Origin of the sequence: Micromonospora sp. NPDC051925, assembly GCF_044548625.1 — a bacterium.
Lineage (GTDB): Bacteria > Actinomycetota > Actinomycetes > Mycobacteriales > Micromonosporaceae > Micromonospora.
The window spans coordinates 226820-251618 of sequence record NZ_JBIUCH010000008.1; the positions used below are offsets into that span (position 1 = coordinate 226820).

Below are 24799 nucleotides of genomic sequence, written 5' to 3' on the forward strand. Positions count from 1 at the left end.
CCGATGTGCGCTGCCCCACCAATGCGTCCGGCCCGACCCGTCCGGTACGACGAGTACCTGCTCGCCGTCGCGCTGACCCTGGCCCGCCGGCACCGGCCGGTCTGGAGCTGGACGCGGTGGCGCAGGGTGTGCCGCTGTGGTGCGGAGCTGCCCTGCCGGGCCCGACGCCGCATCCCCATCGGTCGTCAAAACTGGCCCGGGGCGGAGTCGTGACGGCCCGGCGTGAGGTGCCGTTGCTGGTGCAACTGGCGTGGTACTGCCTGGACCAGCACCGGCGGAGCCGCTGCGGGAAGTGCGCGGAGGCCGGGTTCTGCCCGGTGGTGGCGGCCGCCCGTCACCGGATCAGGGAATGGCGCAGGTTCCGGCACGTCTGGGGCCGGCGATGAGAGCGCCGCAGGGGCGGCCTGGTCCGGGGCCGGCGATAAAGGCGGCGAGGGTCGGCGGCCTGGTCCGGGGTCGGCGGAAGGTCTGCGGCCTGTTCTGGGGCCGGCGATGAAGGCGGAAGGTCGGCGGCCTGTTCCGGGGTCGGCGATGAAGGCGGAGCTGCCGAAGGCGGGCGACCTGGTGGTCGTGACCCGGGCGGCCAGCGTGCAGTTCGTCAAGCCGATCAGGTGCCGGGTCATCCGGGTGCTCGACTGGATCACCTATGACGGGTGGTGCTGGCTGGACGTGTACCAACTGAACGCGAAGGGGGACGCGGTGGTCCGGCGGTCGATCTTCGTACAGCCGGCGGGGTTGCAGATCGAAAACCCGGTGCCTGCGCCCCGCACGCCGAGCCGGGCGGGGGCGGCGCGGAACGTACGCCGGGGGCCTTCTCCGGCCGGGGTGCCGCCGGTGCGGCGGCCGGCGGACGGTGGGGTGACGTGATGGGTGGTCAGGGGTCAGGTCGTGCTCGCGGCGGCGAAGTAGGGCTCGGCTGCCTCCAGCCTGGGCACCTGCACGCCCAGCCTGCGCGCCTCCGCCAGGGTGTCGCGGCAGATCGCGCGCAGCTCCTCGGGGTTGGCGTGGGCCTGCGTCACCCTGCGCATCGGTGGGAAACGACCTAGCAGCCAGGCGAGTGCCGGTGCCGCCAGCCAGACGGGCGCGGTGAAGGGTCGCAGGTCGGTCCGGTGCCGCCGCAGATCGACGCCACGAGCCTCGACGAGCGGTAGCAGCTCGCGGATGGCGAGGATCGCCTCGCGTACGTCGCCGGGGGTCAGCGTGGACAGTGAGCCCCGCCTCAGGCTCTGCGTGTGCAGGCCCGCGTTCTGGACGAAGTGGATCGACAGCCAGCCTCGGAAGTCGGAGTTCTCCCGGATTCTGAACCCTGCCCCGCGGAACACCTGGCGCACGGCCCGCTCGCGTGCGGTCGGCGGCCGGTCGAGGGTGCCGAAGAAGACCACGGGCAGCAGGGCCGCCCGTAGCGCGCCGTCGTCACCGAAACCGCCGCCCGCCCCGGGGAAGCCCCAGGCCACCTGGTCGGCGGGGAGATGTTCCGTCGCGGTCAGCGGCTCGACCCACAGGTTGTTGAAGACGAGCACCGTGGCCCCGCCCACCCGTGGCCCCAGGAAGGCAGCGGCCTCCGCGAAGTTGTAGTGCTGCACGCTCAGCACGATCAGATCGAAGTCGTGGTCCGGCTCCAGCGACTCGCGGTAGCGCACCGACCATCTCTCGGCGACCCGCTTACCCCACGGCCGCCGCCGGGTGTCGAGCAGATCGAGGTCGATCGCCTCTCCGTACGCCGCCGTCCGCCCCGGCCGGACGTAGAACTCGACCTGGTGGCCGGCCCGTTCCAGGGCCCACCCGTACGTCGCACTGATCACGCCTCGGCCGAACATCAAGATCTTCACGCGCACTCCGTACGGTATATTCGGAGATCTTCTCCACTTCCAAAATATGGAGACAGTCTCCACTTGTCAACACGAGGCCCCGCATGACCGACGCCAAGCCGCTCCGCGCCGACGCCCGCCGCAACCGCGACGCCCTGATCGCCAAGGCCCGCGAACTCTTCGCCGACGGCTGCTTCCACCTGCGCTTCGACGACTTCGCCAAACTGGCCGGCGTCGGCACGGGCACGCTCTACCGCCACTTCCCCACCCGGGAAGCCCTGGCCGAAGCGGTCTACCGGGAAGAACTCAGGGCGATCTGCGACCGCGCCCGCGAGTTGCAGGCCACCCTCCCCGCCGACGAGGCGCTGGAATCCTTCCTGCGCAGCTTCGTCGACCACCTGCACGCCCACGAGGGCCTCGCCCGCACCCTCTCGACGCTGATGGCCACCCGGTCAGGCGTGCTGGCCGAGGGTGCCCAGGCTCTGGGTCAGGTCGTCGACGACCTGTTGGGGGCCGCCGTCACAGCGGGGACCGTCCGCGACGACGTGGGTGCGGGTGCGGTCATGATGGCCATCCAGGGCATCTGCGCGGCGTACGGCCACCCGGCCTACCGAACCGACGCGGACGGCGTCGTCACCCTCATCCTCGCCGGCCTCCGCGCGCGATGAGTGGCACGCCGGCCGGCGAGGGCATGCCTCCGGCGGACTCCGAGCTGCCGAACGGTTCCGGTTCGTGTGGTGGGATGCCATCCCGCCAGCCGCCGCCCAGGCAAGCCGAGCAGACCAGGGCCAGGGCGACCGCCCTACCGGACGAACGACCTTGTCGCCCTGGCTCTGGCCTGCTGCTCCACGGTGTGTGGGTCGGCGCAGACGAGATGACAGCAGCGTTGCGCGGCGGGCTGCGCGAAACGCAGGCGAAACAAGGCGTCGACATCATGGCACCATGCACCTGAGTATCGAGCGGGCCAACTTCACCAACCCCGGCCTTTCTGCGTTTCTACAGGCGCATCTCGATGACATGGCTCCTACAGCTCCGGTGGAGAGCCGGCACGCGTTGGATCTTCGTGGACTGCAGGCACCAGATGTCCGACTGTGGGTCGCTTGCGTCCGTGAGCAGATCGTGGGAACTGGTGCGGTGGTGGCGCTGGAACCCAGGCACGAGGAAGTGAAGAGCATGCGGACCGATCCGGCGAGACGAGGTCAAGGGATCGCTAGCCGAATTCTCCAGCATCTCGTGCAGGACGCTCGAGGACGCGGTGTCCGCCAGCTCTCTCTGGAGACGGGCAGCATGGAGTTCTTCGCACCCGCGAGAGCACTGTATGCCAAGGCAGGGTTCAGCTTCTGCTCTCCATTTGGCTCCTACACCGAAGACTCCAACAGCGTCTTCATGACGAAGACCCTGTAGCGCTGATCGCGCTTCCACGCCCCCGAGCAGTCCGCATATGGTCCGCAGCAGGCCGACGGAGGGTGGGAAGTGAAAGACATTCACGCGCAGTGACCCGCTGGGGAGGGTTTCGATCGTCGCGCTGGCGCTTGCCGCGTCCGTTCGAGGCTGCCACGGGGACACCGAAGTGCGCTGGTGCCACGAACAGCTCCACGCGAGCCGGTCTGAAGGGAAGTACGTGTGCGCCCGGCAGGATTCGAACCTGCGGCCTTGGGATTAGAAGTCCCCTGCTCTATCCGCTGAGCTACGGGCGCGCGGCGTACGTGTCGCGCCAAGAGGGTACCGCCGACCCCCGCCCCAACGGGGGAACGGGTCGCGTCCGGGCACGCGTGATCAGCGTCGCACGCCGCCCCCGATCCGGGCACCCTCGATCTGGTGGGTTCGCCGGCCCGTACCCTCGGGTCCGTGCTGCTGGAACCCGACGTCGAGAACGAGGTCGCCTACGAGCTGTGCCAGCTCCTGGGCCGGGCCATCCTGCCGGTCCGGACGGCGGGCGAGCCGGGTACCGCCTTCTTCCTCGCGCATCCGACCGGCGAGTTCCTGCTGACCGCCGACGTCGTCGCCGCGTACGCGGAGGGGCTCGGGCTGCGGCCCAGCGTCACCGAGCCGGCCGGGGTGGCCGGTGACGACCTGCCGTTGGCGGACCGTCCGGCGTGGTGGGTGCGTGATCCGGGGCTCGGGGTGGCGATCATGCCGACGGGTGACCTGCACACGCTCGCCGCCGGGCAGGGCTGGCAGTGGCGGGTGCAGCCGGTGCCCGCGACGGTCGCGGTCCGGGCGGACGAGATCGCCGGGTTCGGGGCCGAGCCGGTCACCGCGATCGTGCTGGCCCTCGGGGTCGGCACGGACGGCACCCGGCCGCTGGAGGTCGCCGTCGAGCGGGCCGTCCGCGACGGCGAACGGCTGCGGATCAGCGCCGCGCTCCCCGCCGGCTACGTCGGCGCTCCCGTCTTCGGGGTACGCCCCGACGACGCCGGGGAGCTCGGCCTGCGCTGCCTCGGCGTGGTGCTGCCCGCCGACACCGACAGCGGCCAGGCCCACGGTCACCCGGTGGCCACCCTCGACCGCGTGCTCGCCGCCCTGCCCGCCCGCTGATCCCGCCGGTCGCCTCGGGCCGTCGTCGCCCCGGTCGACTGTCGCCCCGGTTGGCTGTCGCCTCGGTCGGTTGTCGCGCCCGGCTGGAGGGCCGTCTTGATCGACTCGTTGGTGGCGATTCAGCGGTGTCCCGGGCTGGTCGTTGCCGCTACTTCGGCCCAGCGGAGTCGATCATCGTCGGCGACTGGGGCACCGGGTCGTCCGGGGCGCGGGTGGCGGGTACCCGGGCGTCGGTCGGGCGGGTGTCGAGGGGCGCTTCGGCGTCGGCGGGGCGGGTCGGACCGGCACCGAGGAAGGCTTCGGCCCACCGGCCGACCTCGGTGAACACCTGCTCGCGTACGGCCTGGCCGGACAGGACCAGGTCGTGCTTGCCGCCGTCGAAGCGGGCCACGGTGACGTGCCGGCCGAGCCGGGGGGCCCAGCGGACCATGTGCTCCACGTCCAGCACCGCGTCGGCCAGGGCCGCGGAGTCGTGCCAGCGGGTGCCCCGGAAGCTCCGGGTCGAGCAGGCCAGCAGCACCGGGACGGGGATCTCCAACCCGGCGCGGAGCTGCCGTTGGGCGGTGCGGATCGCGGCCAGCCAGCCGGCCCGGACCGGGAACCCGGCGAGCGGCTTCCACGCCAGGTCGTACGTCCACTCGCCGCGATGGTCGGCGTGCAGGCTCTCGCCGTACACGGTGCCCAGGCCGAAGGGGAGGATGCGGCGCGGCGCGCTGCGGCCCAGCCGGGAGACGGCCGCCGCGAGGGGTCGACGGATCAGCCAGGGGGCGTTGATGTCGAAGAAGGGGCTGTTCAGGACGAGCCCGTCGACCAGGCCGGCGTCGCGGCGGGCGTGCGCCCAGAGCGAGATGATCAGGCCGCCGGTGGAGTGGCCCATGGCGAGCAGGGTGTCGTGCCCGTCCTCGTCCCGGATGATCTTTGCGGCGGCGTCCAGCTCGGGGAAGTAGTCGCTCAGGTCGCGGCAGAAGTTCGGGGTCTGGTGGGGCAGCAGGCTGCGGCCGTACTTGCGCAGGTCGAGGGCGTAGAAGTCCCAGCCGCGTGCGGCGTAGAAGTCGGCCAGGTGGGTCTGGAAGAAGTAGTCGACGTAGCCGTGCACGTAGAGCACCGCCCGACCGGTCGGGCGCTCGGCACGCCGCCGGACCAGGGTCGCGACCACCGGCCCCTCGTCGTCGGTGCCCAGGTCGATCGTCTGCCGCTCGTACGGCGGCCCCAGCACGTCCTGTTCCACAACCGCGACGGTACGCCCGCCGGGCTACCCGGTGGTAGCCCTGGGGCTTGGCCGACGATCGGTTGCCCGAGGCTTACACCCATGCCCGGCGAGGTGCCGCTGGGGGGCGGCGGGGGACCATCACCCGGACCGTCCGGTCCCCGCCCGGCGGGGGCCTTCGGGGTCGCCGCCGGGCGGCGAGGTGTGCCCGAGGTGTGCCTGTCTGTGGTGCCGTCCCCGCCCGGCGGGGTGCGGGGGCGGGGACGGCGCGCGGTGCGGTCAGGCGGTTTCGGCGTCCATCCGGTCGACGTCGTGGGCGGGGTCGGCGTCCGGCACCGGTGCGGGGATGGGCTGGGCCATCTCCCGGATGTGCTTGTTGTGCCGGGGCTCCTGCCGGGTCTTGGCGTCGTTGAGCTTGCGGCGCATGTCGTCCCGGGCGTCGTTGAGGGCGGCCCGCAGGTCCTCCTCGTTCGAGGTGGTGACGATCTTCTGCCGGCCGGCGATCCAGCACTCCAGGGTGACCTTCTGCCCGCGCGCCTCCCGGTCCTTGACCGACACCTCCAGCTCGGTGGCGTCGGCGTGGAAGGTGGCCAGCCGGGCGTCCAGGGTGCCGAACTGCTCGACGATCCAGTTCCGGTCTCCCTGGGAGAAGCCCGCGCCCATCCGCAGGCACTCGGCCACGGTCGCCGGGTTCGCCACCGCGCTCATCGCCGCACCTCCCGCTCGGTGCGGACGGAGCCGGTCGTACGGAGCGGGATCCGAATCATCAGCACTGCCTTTCTCGTCGGACGTCGTGCCTGGTGGTGCTCGATTGATCAACTCATTACCCAATCGGGGTCGACCTCACTCCGGGTCACACCCCCTTCCCGGCCCTGGTGGGCGTTGATCCTGCTGCGCTATCGATCATGCTGCGGCCCGGCCACCGCATCCAGGGCCGGTCGGCCTAGCACACCGGGACCTTGATCAGGTTGTTGTCCACAGGCGGTCCGGTTGTCCACAGGACCCGGCCGGGCGCTCGCGTGGCAACGCCGCGCCGGCCAGGCTCGGTCCCGAGTCGACTCGCCATCGCATCCGCAGGACCCCTGGGAGGGGACGATGTTCGATACCTACGTCACGATCGTCGGCAACGTGCTGACCGCGCCGGAGTGGCGTCGTACCGCACAGAGCAACACCCTGGTCGCCAACTTCAAGGTGGCCTCGACCGCCCGCCGCCTCAACCGTGACAGCGGCCGGTGGGTGGACGGCAACAGCCTCCGCGTCCGGGTCAACTGCTGGCGCAAGCTGGCCGAGGGGGTGGCCGCCTCGGTCATGGTCGGCGACCCGGTGGTGGTCGCCGGGCGGCTCTACACCCGCGACTGGACCGACGACGCCGGCAACCACCGGGTCCTCTACGAGTTGGAGGCGGTCGCGGTCGGGCACGACCTGTCCCGGGGCCGGTCCCGCTTCCTGCGTAACCGGCCGAGCATGGCCACCAGCGCGGTGGAGGACGACGAGGCGGCCCAGCGGGTGCAGGGCGAAACGACCGAGCCGGTGCCGGTCGGGCAGGCCCCCGCCGGGCCGGACGACCGCCCCCTCGACGACGACTTCGAGCTGTCCGGGTTCGGGTTCCCGCGCGCCGGCCACGACCTGTCCGGCGACGGGTACACCCGGGCAGCCGACCCATTCGACGACGAGCCCGGGGACGACCTGCCCCCGCTGCCCGACGACGACACCGGCACCGGCACTGACACCGACACCGATACCGGCAGCGGCAGCGGTGACGAATCGGTGGTGCGGCCCGGCGGCGAGGGCCAGCCGGGCGGCACGGTCGCCCCGGTGCCGAGCGAGGTGGTCGACGCCCCGGCGGGCCGGGGCCGACGTGGCCGGGGGCGGGTGCCGGTTCCGGCCTGACAGGGTGCCGGTTGCGGCCTGAGACCCCGGGATCGCGCCGGGGGAGGGGCTCGGGTCGCGGGTTCGTACGGACGGGGGCGGGGTGGCGACGGCAAACGTGGTCACCCCGCGTACGACTAGGCTGGCCGGCCGGAGGTGGTGACGGGTGGGGCGGCGCACAGCGGCGGCGGACGCGGTCGGGCTGGTGGCCGGGTACGCGCTGGACAGCCTGCTCGGCGATCCGCGGCGATGGCATCCGGTGGCCGGGTTCGGTCGGGTCGCCGGCACCCTGGAACGTCGGGTCTACCGCGCCGATCGCCGGGCGGGAGCGGTCTTCACCGCCGTCGCGGTGGGTGCGCCGGTGCTGCTCGGGGTGGCCGTCAGCCGGGCCACCCGGCGGCACCCGGTGGCCCGGGTCCTGGTCGTGGCCGCCGGCACCTGGACCGTGCTCGGCGGCCGGACCCTGCGCCACGAGGCGAAGGTGATGGGCTCGGCCCTACGGGCCGGTGACCTGCCGGCGGCCCGGCACCGGCTCGGGCACCTCTGCGGGCGGGATCCGTCCCGGCTCGACGAGGGTGAACTGGCCAGAGCCACCGTCGAGTCGGTCGCCGAGAACACCTCCGACGCGGTGGTCGCCCCGTTGGTCTGGGGTGCCGTCGCCGGCCTGCCCGGCCTGCTCGGCTACCGGGCGGCGAACACCCTCGACGCGATGGTCGGGCACCGCTCGCCCCGCTACGCCCGGTTCGGCACCCCGGCCGCCCGGCTCGACGACCTGCTCAACCTGGTGCCGGCCCGGCTGACCGGGCTGCTCACCGTCGCCGCCGCGCCCACCGTGCACGGCGACCGTGACCGGGCCTGGCGGGTCTGGCGTCGGGACCGCAACGACCATCCCAGCCCCAACGCCGGGCAGTGCGAGGCGGCCATGGCCGGCGCGCTGGGCGTCCGGCTCGGCGGCCGGAACGTCTACTTCGGACGCTCCGAGGTGCGTCCCTTCCTCGGCGACGGCCCCCGCCCCGAGGCCCGGCACCTGAAGCGGGCCGCCCGGCTCTCCGGAACGGTCGGCCTGGCCGCCCTCGCCCTGGCCGCGCTCTGGCCGCTGACCGGTGGCCGGCTGGTCGCCGCCACCGGCCGCGCGCTGCTCCGTCGCCCGGTCCGACGACTCGGCGGAGAACGGCCCGGCAGGGGACAGCTCGGCCGGGGGAGCGGTCGGTGAGTGGCGGGCTGCTCGTCGCGGGCACCACGTCGGATGCGGGCAAGAGCGTGCTCACCGCCGGCATCTGCCGCTGGCTGCACCGCCGGGGAGTCGCCGTGGCACCGTTCAAGGCGCAGAACATGTCCAACAACTCCGCCGTGGTGGTCGGCCCGGACGGGCGGGGTGGCGAGATCGGCCGGGCCCAGGCGATGCAGGCCGCCGCCTGCGGGCTCGCCCCCGACCTACGGTTCAACCCGGTACTGCTCAAGCCGGGTAGCGACCTGGCCAGCCAGGTGGTGCTGCTCGGCGAGGCCGTCGACACGGTCACCGCCGGCAACTTCCGTACCCTCCGCCCGAAGCTCGCCGAGACGGCGTACGCGGCCCTGGCCGACCTGCGTGCCGCGTACGACGTGGTGATCTGCGAGGGGGCCGGCAGCCCGGCCGAGATCAACCTGCGGGCCGGCGACTACGTCAACATGGGGCTCGCCCGGCACGCGGGCCTGCCCACCATCGTGGTCGGTGACATCGACCGGGGCGGCGTGTTCGCCTCGATGTTCGGCACGGTGGCCCTGCTCGACCCCGCCGACCAGGCGCTGATCGCCGGTTTCGTGATCAACAAGTTCCGGGGCGATCTCGGTCTGCTCCGTCCCGGGCTGGACATGCTGCACGCGGTGACCGGCCGACCCACTTACGGAGTGCTGCCCTGGCAGCTCGACCTCTGGCTCGACGCCGAGGACTCGCTCGCCTACGGGCGGGTGCTCGGCCGGCCCGCCGCCCCGTACGGCGTCGAGTGGCTCGACGTCGCCGTGGTCCGGCTGCCCCGGATCAGCAACGCCACCGACGTGGAGGCGCTCGCCACCGAACCGGGCGTCCGGGTCCGGCTCACCGTCGAACCCGCCGAACTGGCCGCCGCCGACCTGGTCGTCCTGCCCGGCTCCAAGTCCACCGTCGCCGACCTGGCCTGGCTGCGGGAGACCGGGCTCGCCGAGGCGGTCACCGCACACGCCGCCGCCGGTCGGCCGCTGCTCGGCATCTGCGGCGGCTTCCAGATGCTGGCCACGGCCGTCCACGACCCGGTGGAGAGCCGCCGGGGCAGCGTCCCCGGTCTGGGCCTGCTGCCCATCGAGATCACCTTCGACCCGCGCAAGACCGTCCGCCCCGCCGTTGGCACCGCCGGCGACGACGTCCCGGTGCGCGGCTACGAGATCCACCACGGGTACGTCTCCGCCGCCGACCCGGAGCTGCCCCCGCTGCTGCACCACGCCGACGGTCGTCCCGAAGGCGCTCGGCTCGGCGCGGTGCACGGCACCCACTGGCACGGTGCGTTCGAGTCCGACGAGTTCCGCCGCCGGTTCCTCACCGAGGTGGCCCGGTCGGCCGGCCGGCACGGCTTCACCGTCGCACCGGACACCGCCTTCGCCGCCGCCCGCGAACGCTCCCTGGACCTGCTCGGCGACCTGGTCGAGGAGCACCTGGACACCGCCGCGCTGTGGCGGCTCATCGAGACCGGCAGCCCCGCCGACCTGCCGTTCATCCCACCCGGCGCTCCACCGCCGAGCTGATCGCCGGGCGGGCCGTGGGCCAACGGGCGAACCGGTCACCCCGGCCCGGTCACCGCTGGCGGGTGAGCCGATCGGGCCGCCGGCCACTCCGGGTGGTGGCCCGTCAGAGGCGGACGTCGGCGGGCTGGTCGGACAGGGGCAGCCCGGCCTCCTGCCACGCCTGCACGCCACCGGTCATGTCGGTGGCGTTGCGCAGGCCCAACGCCTGGAGGCTCGCCGCCGCCAGGCTGGAGCTGTAGCCGTGCCGGCACACCACCACGACTTCCCGGTCGTAGCCGGTCGCCTCGGGGATGCGCCACTCGCTGGCCGGATCCAGCCGCCACTCCAGCACCGTCCGGTCGATGACGATCGCGCCGGGCAGCTCCCCCTGCTCGCGGCGTTGTCCTTCGGTACGCGTGTCGACCAGCAGCGCACCCGCCCGTACCGCCTCGATTGTCTGCTGAGGACTCAACCGCCGCAGCCCGGCTCGGGCCTGTTCCAGCAGGGCGTCCACGCCTGGACTCATCACGTCATTGAGCACGTCCAGATCATGCCCCGGCACCCGGACCTCCCGCCCGACGAACAGCACTCCTCACGGCGGAACCAGGCTCACGGGGGACACCCACTAGCGTCACCGGAGTGACGGTGGCCCTGGTCGAGGCGTACGCGACGCTGGCCCGGCGGGTGCTCGCCGGTCCGGCCCGGTTGGGACGTACCCGACTGGTGGCCGTCGACGGGCCCAGCGGCGCGGGCAAGAGCGTCTTCACCGCGCGCCTCGCGGACGCCCTGGCCGGTCTGCCCGGCGGCGGGCGACCGCCGGTGGTGCACACCGACGACCTGCTCGACGGCTGGGACGACCAGCTCACCTTCTGGACCCGCCTGGAACGGCGGGTGCTCGCCCCGCTGCGGGCCGGCCGACCGGGGGCCTACCAGCGGTACAGCTGGGCACGGCGGGCGTTCCTGCCCCGCGAGGTGCCGGTGCCGGTCGCCCCGGTGCTGCTGCTGGAGGGGATGAGCGCGGCGCGGGCCGCGATCCGGCCCGAGCTGACCCTGTCCGTGCAGGTCACCGCGCCGGCCGGGCTGCGGCTGCGCCGCGCGCTCGAACGGGACGGCGCGCAGCTCCTACCGGAGCTGCGTCGCTGGCACGCCGGGGAGGACGCCCACTTCGCGGCCGACCGGACCGCCGCCGCCGTCGACCTGGTGGTCGACGGGGCCCCGACCCTGCCGCACGACCGGGACCACTACTACGTACGCCGGCCGACGCCCGCCGTCGTGTTCCCCCTGCCGGTCCCGCCCGACTCTGCCGCAGGCCCCGCCGACGGGGCCGGTCCGGCCGCTGGCCCCGGCTCTGCCGCCGGGGCCGGTCCGGCCGCTGGTCCCGGCGTCGGTCCGGGCGCTGGGTCCGGTCCTGGTCCCGGCTCGTGGGGAACGTCCCGGTAAGGCCGGCATACGATGCCGGTCATGACCTCACCGATCATGTCCGAGTCCGAGGTACGGGCCGCCGTCGAGCGGGAACTGCCCGGTGTCCGTGCCGACCTGGAACGTCTCGTCCGCATCCCCGGCATCGCGTTCGAGGGCTTCGACCACTCGCACGTCGAGCGCTCCGCCGAGGCGGTCGCCGAGCTGCTGCGCGGTTGTGGTCTCGACGTACGGATCGTGCGTTCCGGCGGTCAGCCCGCGGTGATCGGGACGAGGGCCGCCCCGGCCGGCGCACCCACCGTGCTGATGTACGCCCACCACGACGTCCAGCCCGTCGGCGACCTGTCGTTGTGGGAGTCCGCGCCGTTCGAGCCGGTCGAACGGGACGGTCGCCTCTACGGACGCGGCGCCGCCGACGACAAGGCCGGCATCATGGCGCACGTGGCCGCGCTGCGCGCCTTCGGCGACCAGCTCCCGGTCGGTGTGGTCCTGTTCGTCGAGGGCGAGGAGGAGTACGGTTCCGATTCGCTCGAACGGCTCCTCGCCGAGCACCGCGAGGAGATCGCCTCGGACGTCATCGTGATCGCCGACTCCACCAACTGGGACGTGGGCGTACCGGCCCTGACCACCTCGCTGCGGGGCATCGTCAACTGCTTCGTCGAGGTGCGCACCCTGGACCACGCGGTGCACAGCGGCATGTTCGGTGGTGCCGTGCCGGACGCGCTGACCGCGCTGGTCCGCCTCCTGGCGACGCTGCACGACGACGCCGGTGACGTGGCCGTCGACGGTCTGACCGGGCGGACGGGCGCCGCCGTCGACTACCCGGAGGACCGGTTCCGGGCCGAGGCCGGCCTGGTCGAGGGGGTGTCGCTGATCGGCACCGGCCGGATCACCGACCGGCTCTGGACCAAGCCGGCGCTGGCGGTGCTCGGCATCGACGCCCCGGCCACCGGCGAGGCACCGAACGCGCTGGTCCCGGCCGCGAAGGCCAAGCTGAGCGTACGGCTCGCGCCGGGTGACGACCCCGGGCGGGCGTACGACGCGGTCCGTACCCACCTGGAGAAGCACGCGCCGTGGGGCGCCCAGGTGACGGTGACCCTGGAGCACGACGGCGACCCGTGCGTCATCGACGCGTCGGGGCCGATGTTCGACGCCGCCCGCGCGGCGTTCCGGGCCGCCTGGGACGGCACCGAGCCGGTGGACATCGGCGTCGGCGGTTCGATCCCGTTCATCGCCACCTTCCAGGAGATGTTCCCGCAGGCGGCGATCCTGGTCACCGGGGTGGAGGACCCGCACGCGCGGGCGCACGGCCCGAACGAGAGCCTGCACCTCGGCGAGTTCGCGCGGGTCTGCCTCGCCGAGGCGTTGCTGCTGGCGAAGGTGGCCGAGGAGGGCCGACGGGCCGGTTAGGTCGCGGAATCGTAACTTCGGGGCCGATGTCGGAGTTTGCGGCGTGTCGGACGGCACACTGGTATAACCTTTCGAACATGCGTACGAACGACGTGATGACGCGGCTGGAAGCCGCCGTGAGTGCTCTGGGAGACGTCGACGTCTCCGCGTGGCCCGAGGACACGCTCAAGGAACAGCTCGGCGAGCTCTCGGCCGTGTTGGTCGCCCTGGACGGGGTGCTGTCCCGGGTCGCCGACGGCGTCCGCGCCCGTGGCCTGCGCGTCGAGGAGCCCGTCTCGGCCTGACGGGGAGCGCCACGAGAGCTTCGGTGGCGCGGTGCGGGTCCGGCTGACCCCGCTCGGGTCGGCCGCGCCCGATCGGGACGGCCCGGGTCGGTCGTACCGGGGTCGGAGGGGGCCCCGGGTGCGCCGTCCCGGATCGGAGCCGCCCAGGTACGGCAATACCCGGGCGGCGTCGGGGGTGGCTGGCAGGATGAGGTGCGTGCGGTTCCTCGACCTGGCAGCCACCTCTGCGGCCGTCTCGGCCACCACCGGCCGACGCGCCAAGGTGGAGCTGCTGGCCGGCGCGCTCCGGGCGCTCGACCCGGCCGAGGTGGCGGCCGGCTCCGGCTACCTCGCCGGTGAGCTGCGCCAGCGGCAGACCGGCGTGGGCTGGGCCAGCCTGCGGGAGTTGCCGCCCCCGGCCACCGAGCCGACCCTCACCGTGAGCGCCGTCGACGCAGCGGTCGACGAGATCGCCGCCGTGCACGGCCCCGGCTCCCAGGCCCGACGCCGGCAACTGCTCGTCGCCCTCTTCGCCGTGGCCACCGCCGACGAGCAGCGGCTCCTGGTCGACCTGTTCCGTGGCGAACTGCGCCAGGGTGCCCAGGCCGGCCTGCTCGCCGACGCCATCGCCCGAGCCACCGAGGTGCCGGTGGCGACGGTTCGTCGGGCCCTGCTGCTCGCCGGTGACCTGCGGGCCGTCGCGGTGGCCGCCCGCACCGGCGGTGCCGCCGCGCTGGCCGGGTTCGGGCTCCAGGTGGGTCGTCCGCTCGCGCCGATGCTGGCCCAGAGCGCGCCCTCGGTCGACGCTGCGCTCGCCGTCACCGGCGTCCCGGCGGTGGTCGACGTCAAACTCGACGGCATCCGCATCCAGGTGCACCGCTCCGGCGACGACATCGCAGTCTTCACCCGCAGCCTCGACGAGATCACCGTCCGGGTGCCCGAGGTGGTCGCCGCCGTCCGCGCGTTGCCGGCCCGGGAACTGGTGCTCGACGGCGAGGCGATCGGGTTGGACACCGCCGGCCGTCCGCTGCCGTTTCCGCAGACCTCCAGCCGGGCGGCCCGGCGTACCACCCCCAGCACGACCGGGGTCACGACGGTGGCCCCCGCCGTGCTCGCCGCTGCCGGTACGACCGGCGAGACGGTGCTCACGCCGTACTTCTTCGACCTGCTGCACCTCGACGGCGACGATCTGATCGACCTGCCCGGCCGGCAGCGGTGGGCCGCCCTGGCCGGCGCGGTCGACGAGTCACTGCTGGTCGGCCGGGTCGAGGTCGACGGCCCGGAGCAGGCCGGCGCGGCGTTCGCCGCCGCGCTCGACGCCGGGCAGGAAGGGGTCGTGGTCAAGGCACCGGACGCGCCCTACGACGCCGGTCGGCGGGGCGCGGCCTGGGTCAAGGTCAAGCCCCGGCACACCCTCGACCTGGTGGTGCTGGCGGTCGAGTGGGGCAGCGGCCGGCGGGAGGGTTGGCTGTCCAACCTCCACCTCGGTGCCCGGGATCCGCGCACCGGTGAGTTCGTCATGCTCGGCAAGACCTTCAAGGGCCTCACCGACGAGCTGCTGCGCTGGCAGACCGAACGCTTCCTCGGGTTGGCCGTGGAGCGCGGCGACTGGGTGGTACGGGTCCGCCCCGAGCAGGTGGTCGAGATCGCCTTCGACGGGGTGCTCGCCAGCACCCGCTACCCGGGCGGGATGGCCCTGCGGTTCGCCCGGGTGCTGCGCTACCGCCACGACAAGTCGGCTGCCGAGGCCGACACCATCGACACGGTCCGGGCACTGCACACCGGGCGGGCCCCCGCCTGACCTCGGCGACCTGGCCAAGCTGGTCCTGCGGGTGGCCGTGCGGATGTGGGAGCGGGGTCACCCGGCCCGGTCTGACCCACCGCCTGACAGTCCGGTCCGGCGGGTCAGACCGCAGACAGCGACCGGGCGTAGTTGACCTGGTTGTTGATCTGCTGCACCTGCCCCTGGTCGACGACCGGGATGCGGGCCACATACTGGTGGCCGCCGCTGGTCACCGTCACCTGCACGGTGCCGTAGTGCCGCGTCTCCTTGATCAGCAGGAAGAGCAGGCTGAAGAAGGTCAGGCAGAAGAAGCCGAGGACGGCGCAGACGATCGCCCAGCTGGCGATCTTCTCCTCCCGGTGCCACTGGTCCACCACGTACCAGTTGGCGCCGGCCAGGGGCATCACCCCGGCCGGTGTGTGGATCACCGGCGGGCTCACCAGGATCTCGCCGATCTGCATGGTCGCCGCCCCCGGCTGCTGACCGGCCTGCGGCATCGGCGTCGGCACCGCCGACGCGAACAACGGGGGGTACGGCCCAGGCCGGTCCGCCGGTGGTGCCGGGTACGGGGCGGTTCCCGACGGTGCGGAGTACGGTGCGGTCCCGGGTGGCGCGGAGAACTGCGCGGGCGGTGCCGGATACGGGGCCGTCGCCGGCGGTGCCGGATACGGGGCCGTGCCCGGCGGTGCGGAGTACGGGGCGGTCCCGGGTGGCGCGGGGTAGTGCGCCGACGGCGTGGACTGCGCGGGTGGTGCCGAGTACGGCCCCGTCGCGTACGGGGTGGCGGGCTCCGACGGTGCTGCCGGGAACTGGGCAGTGGGGTGCGGTGGCTGCGCCGGGGGTGCGTGGAACTCTACCGAGGGCGTGTCCGTGGGAGCGTCCGTCGCCGGTGCCCACGGATCGTAGGCGGGGCTCGCCTGCGTGGGCGGATCGGACGGGTACGGCGGGGTGGGATCGGGGGTCACCGCGACCCCTCGCACACGCTGATCACGTCGCGGACCCTACAGCGTCCGGCGTCGTCGCGTTGACCCCCGGGCCAAGGGCAGCGACTGGGGCTGGAGCATGCGGGTGACCAGACCCCGACGGCCCTGCCGGGCGTGGTGCGGGCGTTAGCTGGTTCGGATGCTGTCGAGCTGATGACGTAGACGAATCACGACCGCAGCTGATCGGCCGAGCTGATCGGCTGACTCGTTTACGTCATCAGCTCGACAGGGCACCTATACGTCATCAGCTCGACAGGGCACCTACAAGCTTCGGTGCCCCTGAGACGGCCATGGGCCGCAAGTCGGGAGGGTGTGCCAGGCAGGCAGGCGGATCAGGTGGGCCACATGCCGCAGGCCAAGCGGGCCAGCCAACCAGCCAGGCCAGCCGGGCGGGCCAGCCAGGCGGGCCAGCCAGGCGGGGCGGGCGGGCCAGCCAGGCCAGCCAGGCCAGCCGGGCGGGCCAGCCGGGCGGGCCAGGCGGGCGGGCCAGGCGGGCCAGGCAGCCGGGGGCGGGCCTGGATCAGGCGGGGGTGGCGGGTTCGGCGGCCCGGTCGACGGGAGGTTTCGGCGCGTCCAGACCGGCGGCGCGGCGGGCCTCCCGGCGGGCCACCCAGCCATAGCCGAAGAGCGTCATCGCGGCGAACAGCCACCACTGGACGACGTAGCCGAAGTTCTGCCAGTTGTTGGCGTGCCCGATCGGCACCGCGCGGAACGCCGGGTCGTTCGCCGGGGTCTGCTCGTCGAGCAGCAGGTACGCCCCGTGTAGCGGGTACGGCAGCTCCCGGGCCAGCTTGTCGACGGTCACCCGACGGGTCTCCAACCGGCCCTCGCGCCGGTCCACGCCGTTCCCGCCACTCTCGGTGGGGTGTACCCGACCGACGACGGTCACCTCGCCGGCCGGCAGCGGGGGCACCTGTGGCATGGCCATCGCGCCGCCGGGAGCCGGGGGAACCCAACCCCGGTCGACCAGCACCGCCGTGCCGTCGTCGAGCACCAGTGGGGCGAGCACCTCGAAGCCGACCTTGCTCTCCACCGTCCGGCCCCGGACCAGGACGACGTTCGCGGCGTCGTACCGACCGGTGGCGGTGACCCGGCTCCACTCGGCCTGCTCGGCGGGGGGCGGGCCGACCGTGCCCGCGCCGCCGGTCGGGGCGGGCAGGGTGGCCCGCAGCGGCGCGGGGGTGCCCGCGGTGCCGGCGTCGATGCGCTCGTTGACCGCGGTGCGTTCCCGGTAGCGGTCCAGCTGCCAGTTGCCGAGCAACACCATGACGGCGGCGGCGACCAGGGTCAACGCGAGGATGCCCAGCCAGCGTGGGGTCAGCAGGAACCGGTACACAGCACGAGGCTACCCGTATGACCGACGACACCCTCGGCGACGGCCCGGGATCGGCCCGTGCAGGGCCGGATCGGCGGTCTCCCCTGTCGGTGCGGGCGGGTATGGTCACGCGAGCGGATCGCCGCCGGTGTTCCTCCCGGCCGGCCGTGCGCTACCACCCGTTGCCACCGAGGAGTCGATGATGACTGCCGTGCCGCGCCTCGTGTTCAGCGCGCCGTCCTCCGGTCACGGCACCAACGCGGTCTCGATCGGCCTGCTCGCGGCCCTCGCCGACCGGGGGCTCGACGTCGCCGGTTTCAAGGTCGGCCCGGACCACGTCGACGCGGCATATCTCGGCCTGGCCGCCGGCCGTCCCGGCCGCAACCTCGACCCGCGGCTGATCGGCGCCGACCGCCTCGGGCCGCTCTTCGCGCACGGGGCCGAGGGTGCCGCGCTGGCCCTGGTGCAGGGCACCATGGGCCTGTACGACTCGGTCGCCGGCCGCCCCGAGGCGGAGTCCACCGCCGCCGTCGCGACCGCACTGCGCAGCCCCGTGGTCCTGGTGGTGGACGTGGCGGCGATGGGACAGTCGGTCGCCGCCCTGGTGCACGGCTTCCGCTCGTACGACGAGCAGCTCTGGCTGGGTGGGGTGATCCTCACCCAGGTCGCCTCCGGACGGCACGAGGCGATGCTCCGGGAGGCGCTCGACGACGTCGGGATGCCGGTCTACGGCGCGCTGCGCCGCCATGAACTGCCCCCGGTGCTGCCCTCGCGCCGGCACGGTGTGGTGCCGGTCCTCGGTCGGGACGCCGAGGCGTCCCGGGCGGTCCGAAGGCTCGGCGAGGCGGTCGCCGGCACGGTCGACCTGGAGCGCCTGCTCGCCCTGGCCCGCTCCGCCCCGGCGCTGTCCGTCCCGCCGTGGTCGCCGGCTTCGGTGGCTCCGGCCTCCGGGGCTCCGGCCGGGGACCTGCCGGTGGTGGCGCTCGCCGGAGGGCCGGGCGGCAGCTACGGGCACGCGGAGACCGCCGAGTTGCTCCGGGCCGCCGGGGCGCAGGTGGTCACCGTCGACCCGCTGCGCGACGAGGCGCTGCCCGCCGGCACCCGCGCGCTGGTCGTCGGGGGTGCGCTACCCGAGTCGTACGCGCGGGACCTGTCGGCCAACCGTCGGCTCTGCATCGCGGTGGCCGAACTGGCCCGCGCCGGACGTCCGGTGGTCGCCGAGGGCACCGGCCTGCTGTGGCTGGCCCGGGAACTGGACGGGCTGCCGATGTGCGGGGTGCTGGACGCGATCGGGGCCAGCCGGGACGGCCTGGTGGTGGGCTACCGGGAGGCGACCGCCCAGTCCGACAGCGTGGTCGCCCGCACCGGGACGACGGTGGTGGGCTACAAGCAGCACGGTGCCGTGCTCACCCCCCGGTCGGGGCAGCGGGCCGCGTGGAGCTGGGAGGGTGGCACGCCCGAGGGCTTCGTCTGGCGGGGTGTGCACGCCTCCCAGCTCGGCCTGCACTGGGCGGCGTACCCCGAGATCGCGACCCGGTTGGTGACGGCGGCGGCGCTGCCGGCGGGGGCCGAGGGCGTCGGCGTCCCGGCCTGACCGGACCGCCGGCGGCCTGCGACCTCAGCCGACGATGGCGTCCGACGGTGGGGTGAACTGGCGGGTCGGGGTGCCCTTGAGGCCGTCCCGGAGGGTCTGGGCGACCGCGTTGACGGGGACCTGGGACTGCCCGTCGCCGACGGCGTTGAACGGGTTGTCCGGGTCGGCGATGAAGCTCGCCGCCGCCAGTTCCGGGGTGTATCCGACGAACCAGGCGGACCGGGTGCTGTCCGTGGTACCGGTCTTGCCGGCCACCGGGCGACCCACCGTGCGCCGGACGCCGTCCGCCGTGGACCAGCCACCGCAGCTTCCCTTGGCCGGGGTGTCGCCGGTGGGGCAGCGCGCCGCGTCGGTGGCGGCGCGGGCCGCGTCGGCGCTCACCACCTGCCGGCAGCGGGGCTTGGCGACCTCCCGTTCGATGCCACCGGTCGTCTTGTAGGTGGCCGGGGTGCCGTCCCGGTTGGTGATCGAGTTGACCGGAATCGCCTCGCAGTACCGGCCGTCGGCGGCGATCGCGGCGTACGCGTTGGCCATCTCCAGCGGGGTGGCGTCGGAGACGCCCAGGGTGAACGCGCCCCACTTCTTCGCCTTGGTGGGCGACGCCTGGTCCTTGTCGACGTCGGTACGCCAGCGCAGGCCGAGCTGCTCGGCGAGGTGCACCCCCCGGTCCGCGCCGATCTTCTCCTCCAACTGGACGAAGTAGGTGTTGACCGACTTGCCGAACCCGGACCACATGGTCTGCCGGCCGGTCATCGCGGCGCTGGCGTTGGACGGCGCCCAGCCGTCGTACACGGCGGACTTGTACCGGTACGGCGAGTCGAACGCGGTGGACAGCGGCATCCCGGCGTCCAGGGCGGCCAGCATCGGGAACATCTTGAACGTCGAGCCGGCCTGGTAGCCGGGGAGGCTGCCTCCGCCGAGCAGCGGGGCGACCGTGTTCGGGTAGTTCGCCTTCACCTTCGGGTCGGCCTCGGGGTTCGAGCTGGGTCCGTTCTCGCTCACATCCAGGGAGTACGTCCGGTTCACCGCCATCGCCTTGATCCGTCCGGTGCCCGGTTCGGCGACCACGATGCCGTTGGCGAAGGGGCTGCCGGTGTTGTCCTTCGCGCCGACATTGTTCTCGGCGGCGGCCTGGACCTTGGGGTCGAGGCTCAGCACGATCCGGTAGCCGCCCCGGCGCAGCTTGTCCATCCGTTCCAGCCGGTTCTCGCCGAACGCGGGCTGCGCGCTCCACCAGTTCTTGACGTAGTCGCAGGCGAATCCCCAGCTGGTGTACTTGCTGGGCAGCGAGGTGCAGTCGTTGGCCGGGGTGGTGGGCCGGGTCCGGATCGGTTCGGTCTTCGCCACCGCGGCGGCGTCGGGTGACAGGTAGCCGAGCTGGGTCATCTTGTCGAGGACGTAGTTGCGCCGGCCGGTGGCCTCCTTCTGGTCCGAGCTGAGCGGGTCGTACTCGGAGGGGGACTTGACCAGGCCGGCGAGGGTGGCCGCCTCGACCGGGGTGAGGGTGGCCGGGGTCTTGGAGAAGAAGATCTGCGCTGCCGCGTAGATGCCGTACGCCCGGTGGCCGAAGTACGCCGAGTTGAGGTAGCGCTCCAGGATCTGGTCCTTGGTCAGCTCCTTCTCGATGTCCAGCGCCATCCGCATCTCCTTGACCTTGCGCAGGCTGGTCTGCTGGGTGGCCTCCTGGACCTCCTGGGGGTTCTGCGCGCTGTCCCGCAGCGCCATCCGGACGTACTGCATGGTCAACGTCGAGGCGCCCTGGGAGACGCCGCTGGAACGGGCGTTGGCCACGAAGGCGCGGGCGACACCCTTGGGGTCGACACCCCGGTGCTGGTAGAAGCGGTTGTCCTCGGCGGCGACGATGGCCTGCTGGATGTTCGGCGACATGTCCGACAACTTGGTGTACTGCCGGTACTCCTCGTAGAACATCGTCAGGATCGTCTTGCCGTCCGGGGCGTAGAGGTAGGACGTCTCGGCGGGCAGGGCGGTGCGCAGGATGTTGGTCTTCTGCTCCACGGCGTGCGCGGTGGCCTTGGCAGCCAGGCCGGTCACGGCGACCAGCGGGTACGCCACGGCGGCGATCACGATGCCGGCGATCAGCCCGGCGCGGAGGAGAGGAACGGAACGACCTGCGGCGGCAAGGGGTCGATTGCTCACTCGGTCAAGTTATGACATTTCCGATACGTCCATGAGAAGAATTCATGAACGCCTCGGCGGTGATCGAGCGCCGTGATGTGGCCCACGCCGTGATCCGCTGTCCCACGCGGCGGCTTCCCGGCAGGATCGCGGTCATGCATGGGCAACTGACCGGCACCGGGCCGGCCACTGGCGGCGGGTCGGTCACCGGCACCGAGCCGGATCTGGCCCATCACGGGGACGCCGAGGCGACCCCCGGCCTGGTCGACCTGGCCGTCAACGTCCGCCGGGACCCGATGCCGGACTGGCTGGCCGCCCCGCTCACCGCCGCCCTCGCCGACCTGGCCGGCTACCCCGACCCCCGGCCGGCCCGCGCCGCCGTCGCCGCCCGGCACGGTCGTCCGTCGGCGGAGGTGCTGCTCACCGCCGGTGCCGCCGAGGGCTTCGTGCTGCTCGCCCGCGCGCTGACCGGGGTACGCCGACCGGTGGTGGTGCACCCGCAGTTCACCGAGCCGGAGGCCGCGCTGCGGGCCGCCGGTCACCGGGTCGGGCGGGTGCTGCTCGACCCGGCCGACGACTTCCGGCTCGACCCGGCCCGGGTGCCGGCCGACGCCGACCTGGTCATGATCGGCAACCCGACCAACCCGACCTCCGTGCTGCACCCCGCCGCCGACCTGGCCGCGCTGGCCCGGCCCGGCCGGGTGCTCGTCGTCGACGAGGCGTTCGCCGACACCACCGGCGTACCCGGTGTCCCCGGTGAACCGGAGTCGCTGGCCGGTCGTCGTGACCTGCCCGGCCTGGTGGTGGTGCGCAGCCTCACCAAGACCTGGGGGCTGGCCGGTCTGCGGATCGGCTACCTGCTCGGCGAGGCCGCGCTGCTGGACCGGCTGGCCGCCGCCCAGCCGCTCTGGGCCGTCTCCACCCCGGCGCTGGCCGCCGCCACCGCCGTCGCGTCGCCGACCGCCGTCGCGGCCGAGCGCGCCATCGCCGCCCGGCTCGTCGCCGACCGCGACCACCTGGTGAGCCGCCTGTCGGCCCTGCCCGGGGTACGCGTAGCGGGCCGCCCGGCCAGCGCCTTCGTCCTGATCCACCGACCCGGCGCCGACCGGGTACGCCAGGCGCTGCGCGAGCGCGGCTGGGCCGTCCGACGCGGCGACACCTTCCCCGGGCTGGGGCCGGACTGGCTGCGGATCGCCGTGCGCGACCCGGCGACCACCGACGCGTTCATCGAGGTACTGGCGGAGATCCTGGAGGCATGATGCTGGAGACGACGATCGCGGCGATCGGTCCGCTCGACGGGTCGGCGATGACGGCCGCCCGGGACCTCCAGGCCCGGCTCACCAAGCCGGCCGGCTCCCTCGGTGCCCTGGAGGAGCTGTCCGTCCGCCTGGCCGGAGTGGCGGGGGTCTGCCCGCCCCCGCTGCCCGAACCGGCGGCGGTGGCGATCTTCGCCGGTGACCACGGCGTGCACGCCCAGCGGGTCACCCCGTGGCCGCAGGAGGTCACCGCCCAGATGATCGGGAACTTCCTGGCCGGCGGGGCGGTGGTCAACGCGTTCGCCCGGCAGGCCGGCGCCACGGTCACCGTGGTCGACGTCGGCGTGGCCACCCCGCTGCCCTTCCCACCCGACCCGACCGCAAGCCCGGCCGTAGACCCCACCGGGCACCCGACCGCAAGCCCGACCGGTGTCGACCGGATGCTGCCGCGCCTGGTCGACGCGAACGTACGGCGGGGCACCCGGGACATGACGGTCACCGCCGCGCTCACCCTCGACGAGGCGCGGACGGCGGTGGAGACCGGCATCCGGATCGCCGGTGAGCTGATCGACGCCGGGGCGGGCGTGCTGATCACCGGGGACATGGGGATCGCCAACACCACGCCGTCCGCCGCGCTGATCGCCGCGCTCACCGGGGTGGACCCGGCCGAGGCGACCGGCCGGGGGACCGGGGTGGACGACGAGACGTACCGGCGCAAGGTCGGCGTGGTGCGGACGGCGCTGGACCGGCACCGGCCCGACCCAGCCGATCCGCTGGGGGTGCTGGCCGCCGTCGGTGGCCTGGAGCACGCCGCGCTGGCCGGCCTGATCCTCGGCGCGGCCGCCCGCCGGGTGCCGGTGCTGCTCGACGGGGTGATCGCGGCCAGCGCCGCGTTGGTCGCCGCCGCCCTCGCCCCCGACGCGGTCGGCGCGATGATCGCCGGCCACCGTTCCGCCGAGCCGGGCGCCACCGTGGCACTGCGCCACCTCGGCCTCGACCCGCTGGTCGACCTGGGCCTGCGCCTCGGTGAGGGCACCGGTGCGCTGCTGGCGTTGCCGGTGGTCACCGGCGCGGTCCGGGTGCTGCACGAGGTGGCCACCTTCGACGCGGCGGGAGTCTCCGAGAAGTGAGCGCCAATCCGTACCCCCTCGGCCTGCGGCTCGCCGGGCGGCGGGTGGTCGTGGTGGGTGGTGGAGCCGTGGCCAGCCGTCGGGTGCCCGCCCTGTTGGACGCCGGTGCCGACGTCCTGCTCGTCTCCCCCGAGGTGACCCCGGCGCTGCGTGCGCACGTCGACGCCGGACGGCTGCGCTGGCAGCCCCGCCGGTTCGCCGCCGACGACCTGGACGGGGCGTGGCTGGTGCAGGTCGCGGTGGACGATCCGGTCGCCGCCGCCTCGGTCAGCGCCGTCGCCGACGAACGGCGGATCTTCTGCGTACGGGCCGACGACCGGGCGGCGGCCACCGCCTGGACCCCGGCGGTCACCCGGCACGGGCCGGTGACGGTGGCCGTGTTGGGCGGGGGCGACCCGCACCGGGCGATGAGTGTCCGGGACGCCGTCCGGGAACTGCTCACCGCACGGACCGGGCTGCTCGCCGATCCGGGGGAGACCGTGGTGGTCGGGGCCGGCGCGGGCGCGCAGGGTCCGGTACCGGCCGGGCTGGGAAGCGGGGAGGCCCTTCCCGGTGGTCCGGTCGGGCGGGTGTCGCTGGTCGGCGCGGGGCCGGGTGACCCGGAGCTGATCACCGTGAAGGGTTGGCGGCTGCTCACCGAGGCGGACGTGGTGGTCGCCGACCGGCTGGTGCCCGGGTTGCTCCTGGACGAACTGCGCCCCGACGTGGAGCTGGTCGACGCCGCCAAGATCCCCTACGGGCCGTCCCGCGCCCAGGAGGAGATCAACCGGATCCTGGTCGACCGGGCACTCGCCGGGAAGGTCGTGGTCCGGCTCAAGGGCGGCGACCCGTACGTCTTCGGGCGCGGCGGTGAGGAACTGCTGGCGTGCGCGGCGGCCGGCGTGCCGGTGACGGTGGTGCCGGGGGTGAGCAGCGCGATCGCCGTGCCGGCGGTGGCCGGTGTCCCGGTCACCCACCGGGCGGTGGCGCACGAGTTCACGGTGGTCTCCGGGCACGTCGCCCCGGACTCGCCGGCCTCCCTGGTGCGCTGGGAGGCCCTCGCCGGGCTGCGCGGCACCCTCGTGGTGTTGATGGGGCTGAAGAACCTGGCCGCCATCACCGCCACCCTGACCCGGCACGGCCGGGACGCGGCCACCCCGGTCGCGGTGATCCAGGAGGGCACCACCGGCGGGCAGCGGAGCCTACGGTCGACGCTCGGCGCGGTGGCGGCGGACGTGGTCGAGGCCGGCCTGCGCCCGCCGGCCATCGTGGTGATCGGCGACGTGGTCGACGCCCTCACCACCTGACCGCCGGGGCCAGGGTTCTGCCGCCTGCCTGCCTGCCGCCTGCCTGCCGCCTGCCGGCGTGTCTGCTTT

23 protein-coding genes, 1 tRNA gene and 1 pseudogene are annotated in these 24799 nt (G+C 73.8%); 17 read left to right on the top strand and 8 right to left on the bottom strand.

The window, feature by feature from the left end; genetic code table 11:
* Positions 1-3 precede the first annotated feature (3 nt).
* From ACIG87_RS13360 to ACIG87_RS13370, 3 genes are all read left to right on the top strand, one after another.
* Positions 4-213: a hypothetical protein gene (locus ACIG87_RS13360; protein ID WP_396850762.1), complete on the top strand. Its 210-nt coding sequence runs from the start codon at positions 4-6 to the stop codon at positions 211-213.
* On the top strand, positions 210-386 hold the full coding sequence (locus ACIG87_RS13365) for a hypothetical protein (RefSeq protein WP_396850763.1): 177 nt from the start codon (positions 210-212) through the stop codon (positions 384-386). The genes ACIG87_RS13360 and ACIG87_RS13365 overlap by 4 nt, the downstream gene beginning before the upstream one ends.
* A 145-nt stretch (positions 387-531) precedes the next feature.
* Positions 532-867 (top strand): hypothetical protein, encoded by a 336-nt coding sequence (locus tag ACIG87_RS13370; protein WP_396850764.1) that lies wholly within the window; start codon positions 532-534, stop codon positions 865-867.
* A gap of 14 nt (positions 868-881) precedes the next feature.
* On the opposite strand, the gene ACIG87_RS13375 is transcribed toward ACIG87_RS13370, so the two are convergent.
* Positions 882-1829, bottom strand: coding sequence for a ketopantoate reductase family protein (locus tag ACIG87_RS13375; RefSeq protein WP_396850765.1), 948 nt, complete (start codon positions 1827-1829; stop codon positions 882-884).
* A gap of 83 nt (positions 1830-1912) precedes the next feature.
* Between ACIG87_RS13375 and ACIG87_RS13380 the strand changes: the two genes are divergently transcribed.
* Together ACIG87_RS13380 and ACIG87_RS13385 are read left to right on the top strand one after the other, a co-directional pair.
* A complete protein-coding gene (locus tag ACIG87_RS13380; protein ID WP_396850766.1) occupies positions 1913-2476 on the top strand; it encodes a TetR/AcrR family transcriptional regulator in 564 nt (187 codons plus the stop codon).
* Between the two features lie 274 nt (positions 2477-2750).
* Positions 2751-3212 (top strand): GNAT family N-acetyltransferase, encoded by a 462-nt coding sequence (locus ACIG87_RS13385; protein WP_396850767.1) that lies wholly within the window; start codon positions 2751-2753, stop codon positions 3210-3212.
* A gap of 220 nt (positions 3213-3432) precedes the next feature.
* On the opposite strand, the gene ACIG87_RS13390 is transcribed toward ACIG87_RS13385, so the two are convergent.
* Positions 3433-3505 (bottom strand) — tRNA-Arg (locus ACIG87_RS13390).
* Positions 3506-3656: 151 nt separating this feature from the next.
* Between ACIG87_RS13390 and ACIG87_RS13395 the strand changes: the two genes are divergently transcribed.
* Positions 3657-4346 carry a hypothetical protein gene (locus tag ACIG87_RS13395; RefSeq protein ID WP_396850768.1) on the top strand — a complete coding sequence of 230 codons (690 nt, stop codon included), beginning with the start codon at positions 3657-3659 and terminating at the stop codon, positions 4344-4346.
* Positions 4347-4494: 148 nt separating this feature from the next.
* On the opposite strand, the gene ACIG87_RS13400 is transcribed toward ACIG87_RS13395, so the two are convergent.
* Both ACIG87_RS13400 and ACIG87_RS13405 read right to left on the bottom strand, forming a co-directional pair.
* Positions 4495-5574, bottom strand: coding sequence for an alpha/beta hydrolase (locus ACIG87_RS13400; RefSeq protein ID WP_396850769.1), 1080 nt, complete (start codon positions 5572-5574; stop codon positions 4495-4497).
* A 258-nt stretch (positions 5575-5832) separates the two neighbouring features.
* Positions 5833-6261 (bottom strand): HPF/RaiA family ribosome-associated protein, encoded by a 429-nt coding sequence (locus ACIG87_RS13405; RefSeq protein WP_396850770.1) that lies wholly within the window; start codon positions 6259-6261, stop codon positions 5833-5835.
* 387 nt (positions 6262-6648) lie between these two features.
* Here ACIG87_RS13405 and ssb point away from each other — a divergent pair, with 387 nt between their 5' ends.
* The 3 genes from ssb (at position 6649) to ACIG87_RS13420 (ending at position 10176) form a co-directional block, all read left to right on the top strand.
* On the top strand, positions 6649-7443 hold the full coding sequence (ssb, locus tag ACIG87_RS13410; RefSeq protein WP_396850771.1) for a single-stranded DNA-binding protein: 795 nt from the start codon (positions 6649-6651) through the stop codon (positions 7441-7443).
* Positions 7444-7588: 145 nt separating this feature from the next.
* Positions 7589-8635, top strand: a complete 1047-nt coding sequence (locus tag ACIG87_RS13415) for a cobalamin biosynthesis protein (RefSeq protein ID WP_396850772.1) — start codon at positions 7589-7591, stop codon at positions 8633-8635.
* Positions 8632-10176, top strand: a complete 1545-nt coding sequence (locus ACIG87_RS13420; RefSeq protein WP_396850773.1) for a cobyric acid synthase — start codon at positions 8632-8634, stop codon at positions 10174-10176. The genes ACIG87_RS13415 and ACIG87_RS13420 overlap by 4 nt, the downstream gene beginning before the upstream one ends.
* A 103-nt stretch (positions 10177-10279) precedes the next feature.
* Here the strand turns inward: ACIG87_RS13420 and ACIG87_RS13425 are convergent, their stop codons facing one another.
* Positions 10280-10681, bottom strand: coding sequence for a rhodanese-like domain-containing protein (locus ACIG87_RS13425; RefSeq protein ID WP_396850774.1), 402 nt, complete (start codon positions 10679-10681; stop codon positions 10280-10282).
* On the opposite strand from ACIG87_RS13425, the pseudogene ACIG87_RS13430 reads away from it, so the two are divergent.
* The 4 genes and pseudogenes from ACIG87_RS13430 to ACIG87_RS13445 form a co-directional block, all read left to right on the top strand.
* A pseudogene (locus tag ACIG87_RS13430) lies at positions 10616-11427 on the top strand (uridine kinase); the annotation flags it as partial. The gene ACIG87_RS13425 and the pseudogene ACIG87_RS13430 sit on opposite strands and share 66 nt — an antisense overlap.
* A 204-nt stretch (positions 11428-11631) precedes the next feature.
* Positions 11632-12984 (top strand): dipeptidase, encoded by a 1353-nt coding sequence (locus tag ACIG87_RS13435; protein WP_396850837.1) that lies wholly within the window; start codon positions 11632-11634, stop codon positions 12982-12984.
* Positions 12985-13061: 77 nt separating this feature from the next.
* Positions 13062-13268 (top strand): hypothetical protein, encoded by a 207-nt coding sequence (locus tag ACIG87_RS13440; RefSeq protein ID WP_067308586.1) that lies wholly within the window; start codon positions 13062-13064, stop codon positions 13266-13268.
* 187 nt (positions 13269-13455) lie between these two features.
* Positions 13456-15048 (top strand): ATP-dependent DNA ligase, encoded by a 1593-nt coding sequence (locus tag ACIG87_RS13445; RefSeq protein ID WP_396850775.1) that lies wholly within the window; start codon positions 13456-13458, stop codon positions 15046-15048.
* 104 nt (positions 15049-15152) lie between these two features.
* Here ACIG87_RS13445 and ACIG87_RS13450 read toward each other — a convergent pair whose 3' ends face one another.
* Entirely contained in the window at positions 15153-15527 is a 375-nt protein-coding gene (locus tag ACIG87_RS13450) for a hypothetical protein (protein WP_396850776.1), read from the bottom strand.
* A 1006-nt stretch (positions 15528-16533) separates the two neighbouring features.
* Entirely contained in the window at positions 16534-17349 is an 816-nt protein-coding gene (locus ACIG87_RS13455) for an SURF1 family protein (RefSeq protein ID WP_396850777.1), read from the bottom strand.
* A 181-nt stretch (positions 17350-17530) separates the two neighbouring features.
* Between ACIG87_RS13455 and ACIG87_RS13460 the strand changes: the two genes are divergently transcribed.
* Positions 17531-18922, top strand: a complete 1392-nt coding sequence (locus ACIG87_RS13460) for a cobyrinate a,c-diamide synthase (protein ID WP_396850778.1) — start codon at positions 17531-17533, stop codon at positions 18920-18922.
* A 24-nt stretch (positions 18923-18946) separates the two neighbouring features.
* Here the strand turns inward: ACIG87_RS13460 and ACIG87_RS13465 are convergent, their stop codons facing one another.
* Positions 18947-21079, bottom strand: a complete 2133-nt coding sequence (locus tag ACIG87_RS13465; protein ID WP_396850779.1) for a transglycosylase domain-containing protein — start codon at positions 21077-21079, stop codon at positions 18947-18949.
* 134 nt (positions 21080-21213) lie between these two features.
* Here ACIG87_RS13465 and cobC point away from each other — a divergent pair, with 134 nt between their 5' ends.
* The 3 genes from cobC to cobA are packed head-to-tail and all read left to right on the top strand — an operon-like array spanning position 21214 to position 24730.
* Positions 21214-22317 carry an Rv2231c family pyridoxal phosphate-dependent protein CobC gene (gene cobC, locus ACIG87_RS13470; RefSeq protein ID WP_396850780.1) on the top strand — a complete coding sequence of 368 codons (1104 nt, stop codon included), beginning with the start codon at positions 21214-21216 and terminating at the stop codon, positions 22315-22317.
* The gene (gene cobT, locus ACIG87_RS13475; RefSeq protein WP_396850838.1) at positions 22317-23444 is read left to right on the top strand and encodes a nicotinate-nucleotide--dimethylbenzimidazole phosphoribosyltransferase; all 1128 of its coding nucleotides are present in this window, start codon (positions 22317-22319) and stop codon (positions 23442-23444) included. The genes cobC and cobT overlap by 1 nt, the downstream gene beginning before the upstream one ends.
* On the top strand, positions 23441-24730 hold the full coding sequence (gene cobA, locus ACIG87_RS13480) for a uroporphyrinogen-III C-methyltransferase (RefSeq protein ID WP_396850781.1): 1290 nt from the start codon (positions 23441-23443) through the stop codon (positions 24728-24730). The genes cobT and cobA overlap by 4 nt, the downstream gene beginning before the upstream one ends.
* Positions 24731-24799 lie beyond the last annotated feature (69 nt).

Excerpts from the sequence above, each read along its gene's own strand:
- ACIG87_RS13440 (WP_067308586.1), top strand. The coding sequence starts at position 13,062 with ATGCGTACGAACGACGTGATGACGCGGCTGGAAGCCGCCGTGAGTGCT.
- cobT (WP_396850838.1), top strand. The coding sequence starts at position 22,317 with ATGCTGGAGACGACGATCGCGGCGATCGGTCCGCTCGACGGGTCGGCG.
- ACIG87_RS13425 (WP_396850774.1), bottom strand. The coding sequence starts at position 10,681 with ATGAGTCCAGGCGTGGACGCCCTGCTGGAACAGGCCCGAGCCGGGCTG.
- ACIG87_RS13370 (WP_396850764.1), top strand. The coding sequence starts at position 532 with ATGAAGGCGGAGCTGCCGAAGGCGGGCGACCTGGTGGTCGTGACCCGG.
- ACIG87_RS13435 (WP_396850837.1), top strand. The coding sequence starts at position 11,632 with ATGTCCGAGTCCGAGGTACGGGCCGCCGTCGAGCGGGAACTGCCCGGT.
- ACIG87_RS13360 (WP_396850762.1), top strand. The coding sequence starts at position 4 with ATGTGCGCTGCCCCACCAATGCGTCCGGCCCGACCCGTCCGGTACGAC.
- ACIG87_RS13405 (WP_396850770.1), bottom strand. The coding sequence starts at position 6,261 with ATGAGCGCGGTGGCGAACCCGGCGACCGTGGCCGAGTGCCTGCGGATG.
- ACIG87_RS13385 (WP_396850767.1), top strand. The coding sequence starts at position 2,751 with ATGCACCTGAGTATCGAGCGGGCCAACTTCACCAACCCCGGCCTTTCT.
- ACIG87_RS13460 (WP_396850778.1), top strand. The coding sequence starts at position 17,531 with ATGACTGCCGTGCCGCGCCTCGTGTTCAGCGCGCCGTCCTCCGGTCAC.
- ACIG87_RS13380 (WP_396850766.1), top strand. The coding sequence starts at position 1,913 with ATGACCGACGCCAAGCCGCTCCGCGCCGACGCCCGCCGCAACCGCGAC.
- ACIG87_RS13445 (WP_396850775.1), top strand. The coding sequence starts at position 13,456 with ATGAGGTGCGTGCGGTTCCTCGACCTGGCAGCCACCTCTGCGGCCGTC.
- cobC (WP_396850780.1), top strand. The coding sequence starts at position 21,214 with ATGCATGGGCAACTGACCGGCACCGGGCCGGCCACTGGCGGCGGGTCG.
- ssb (WP_396850771.1), top strand. The coding sequence starts at position 6,649 with ATGTTCGATACCTACGTCACGATCGTCGGCAACGTGCTGACCGCGCCG.
- ACIG87_RS13450 (WP_396850776.1), bottom strand. The coding sequence starts at position 15,527 with ATGCCGCAGGCCGGTCAGCAGCCGGGGGCGGCGACCATGCAGATCGGC.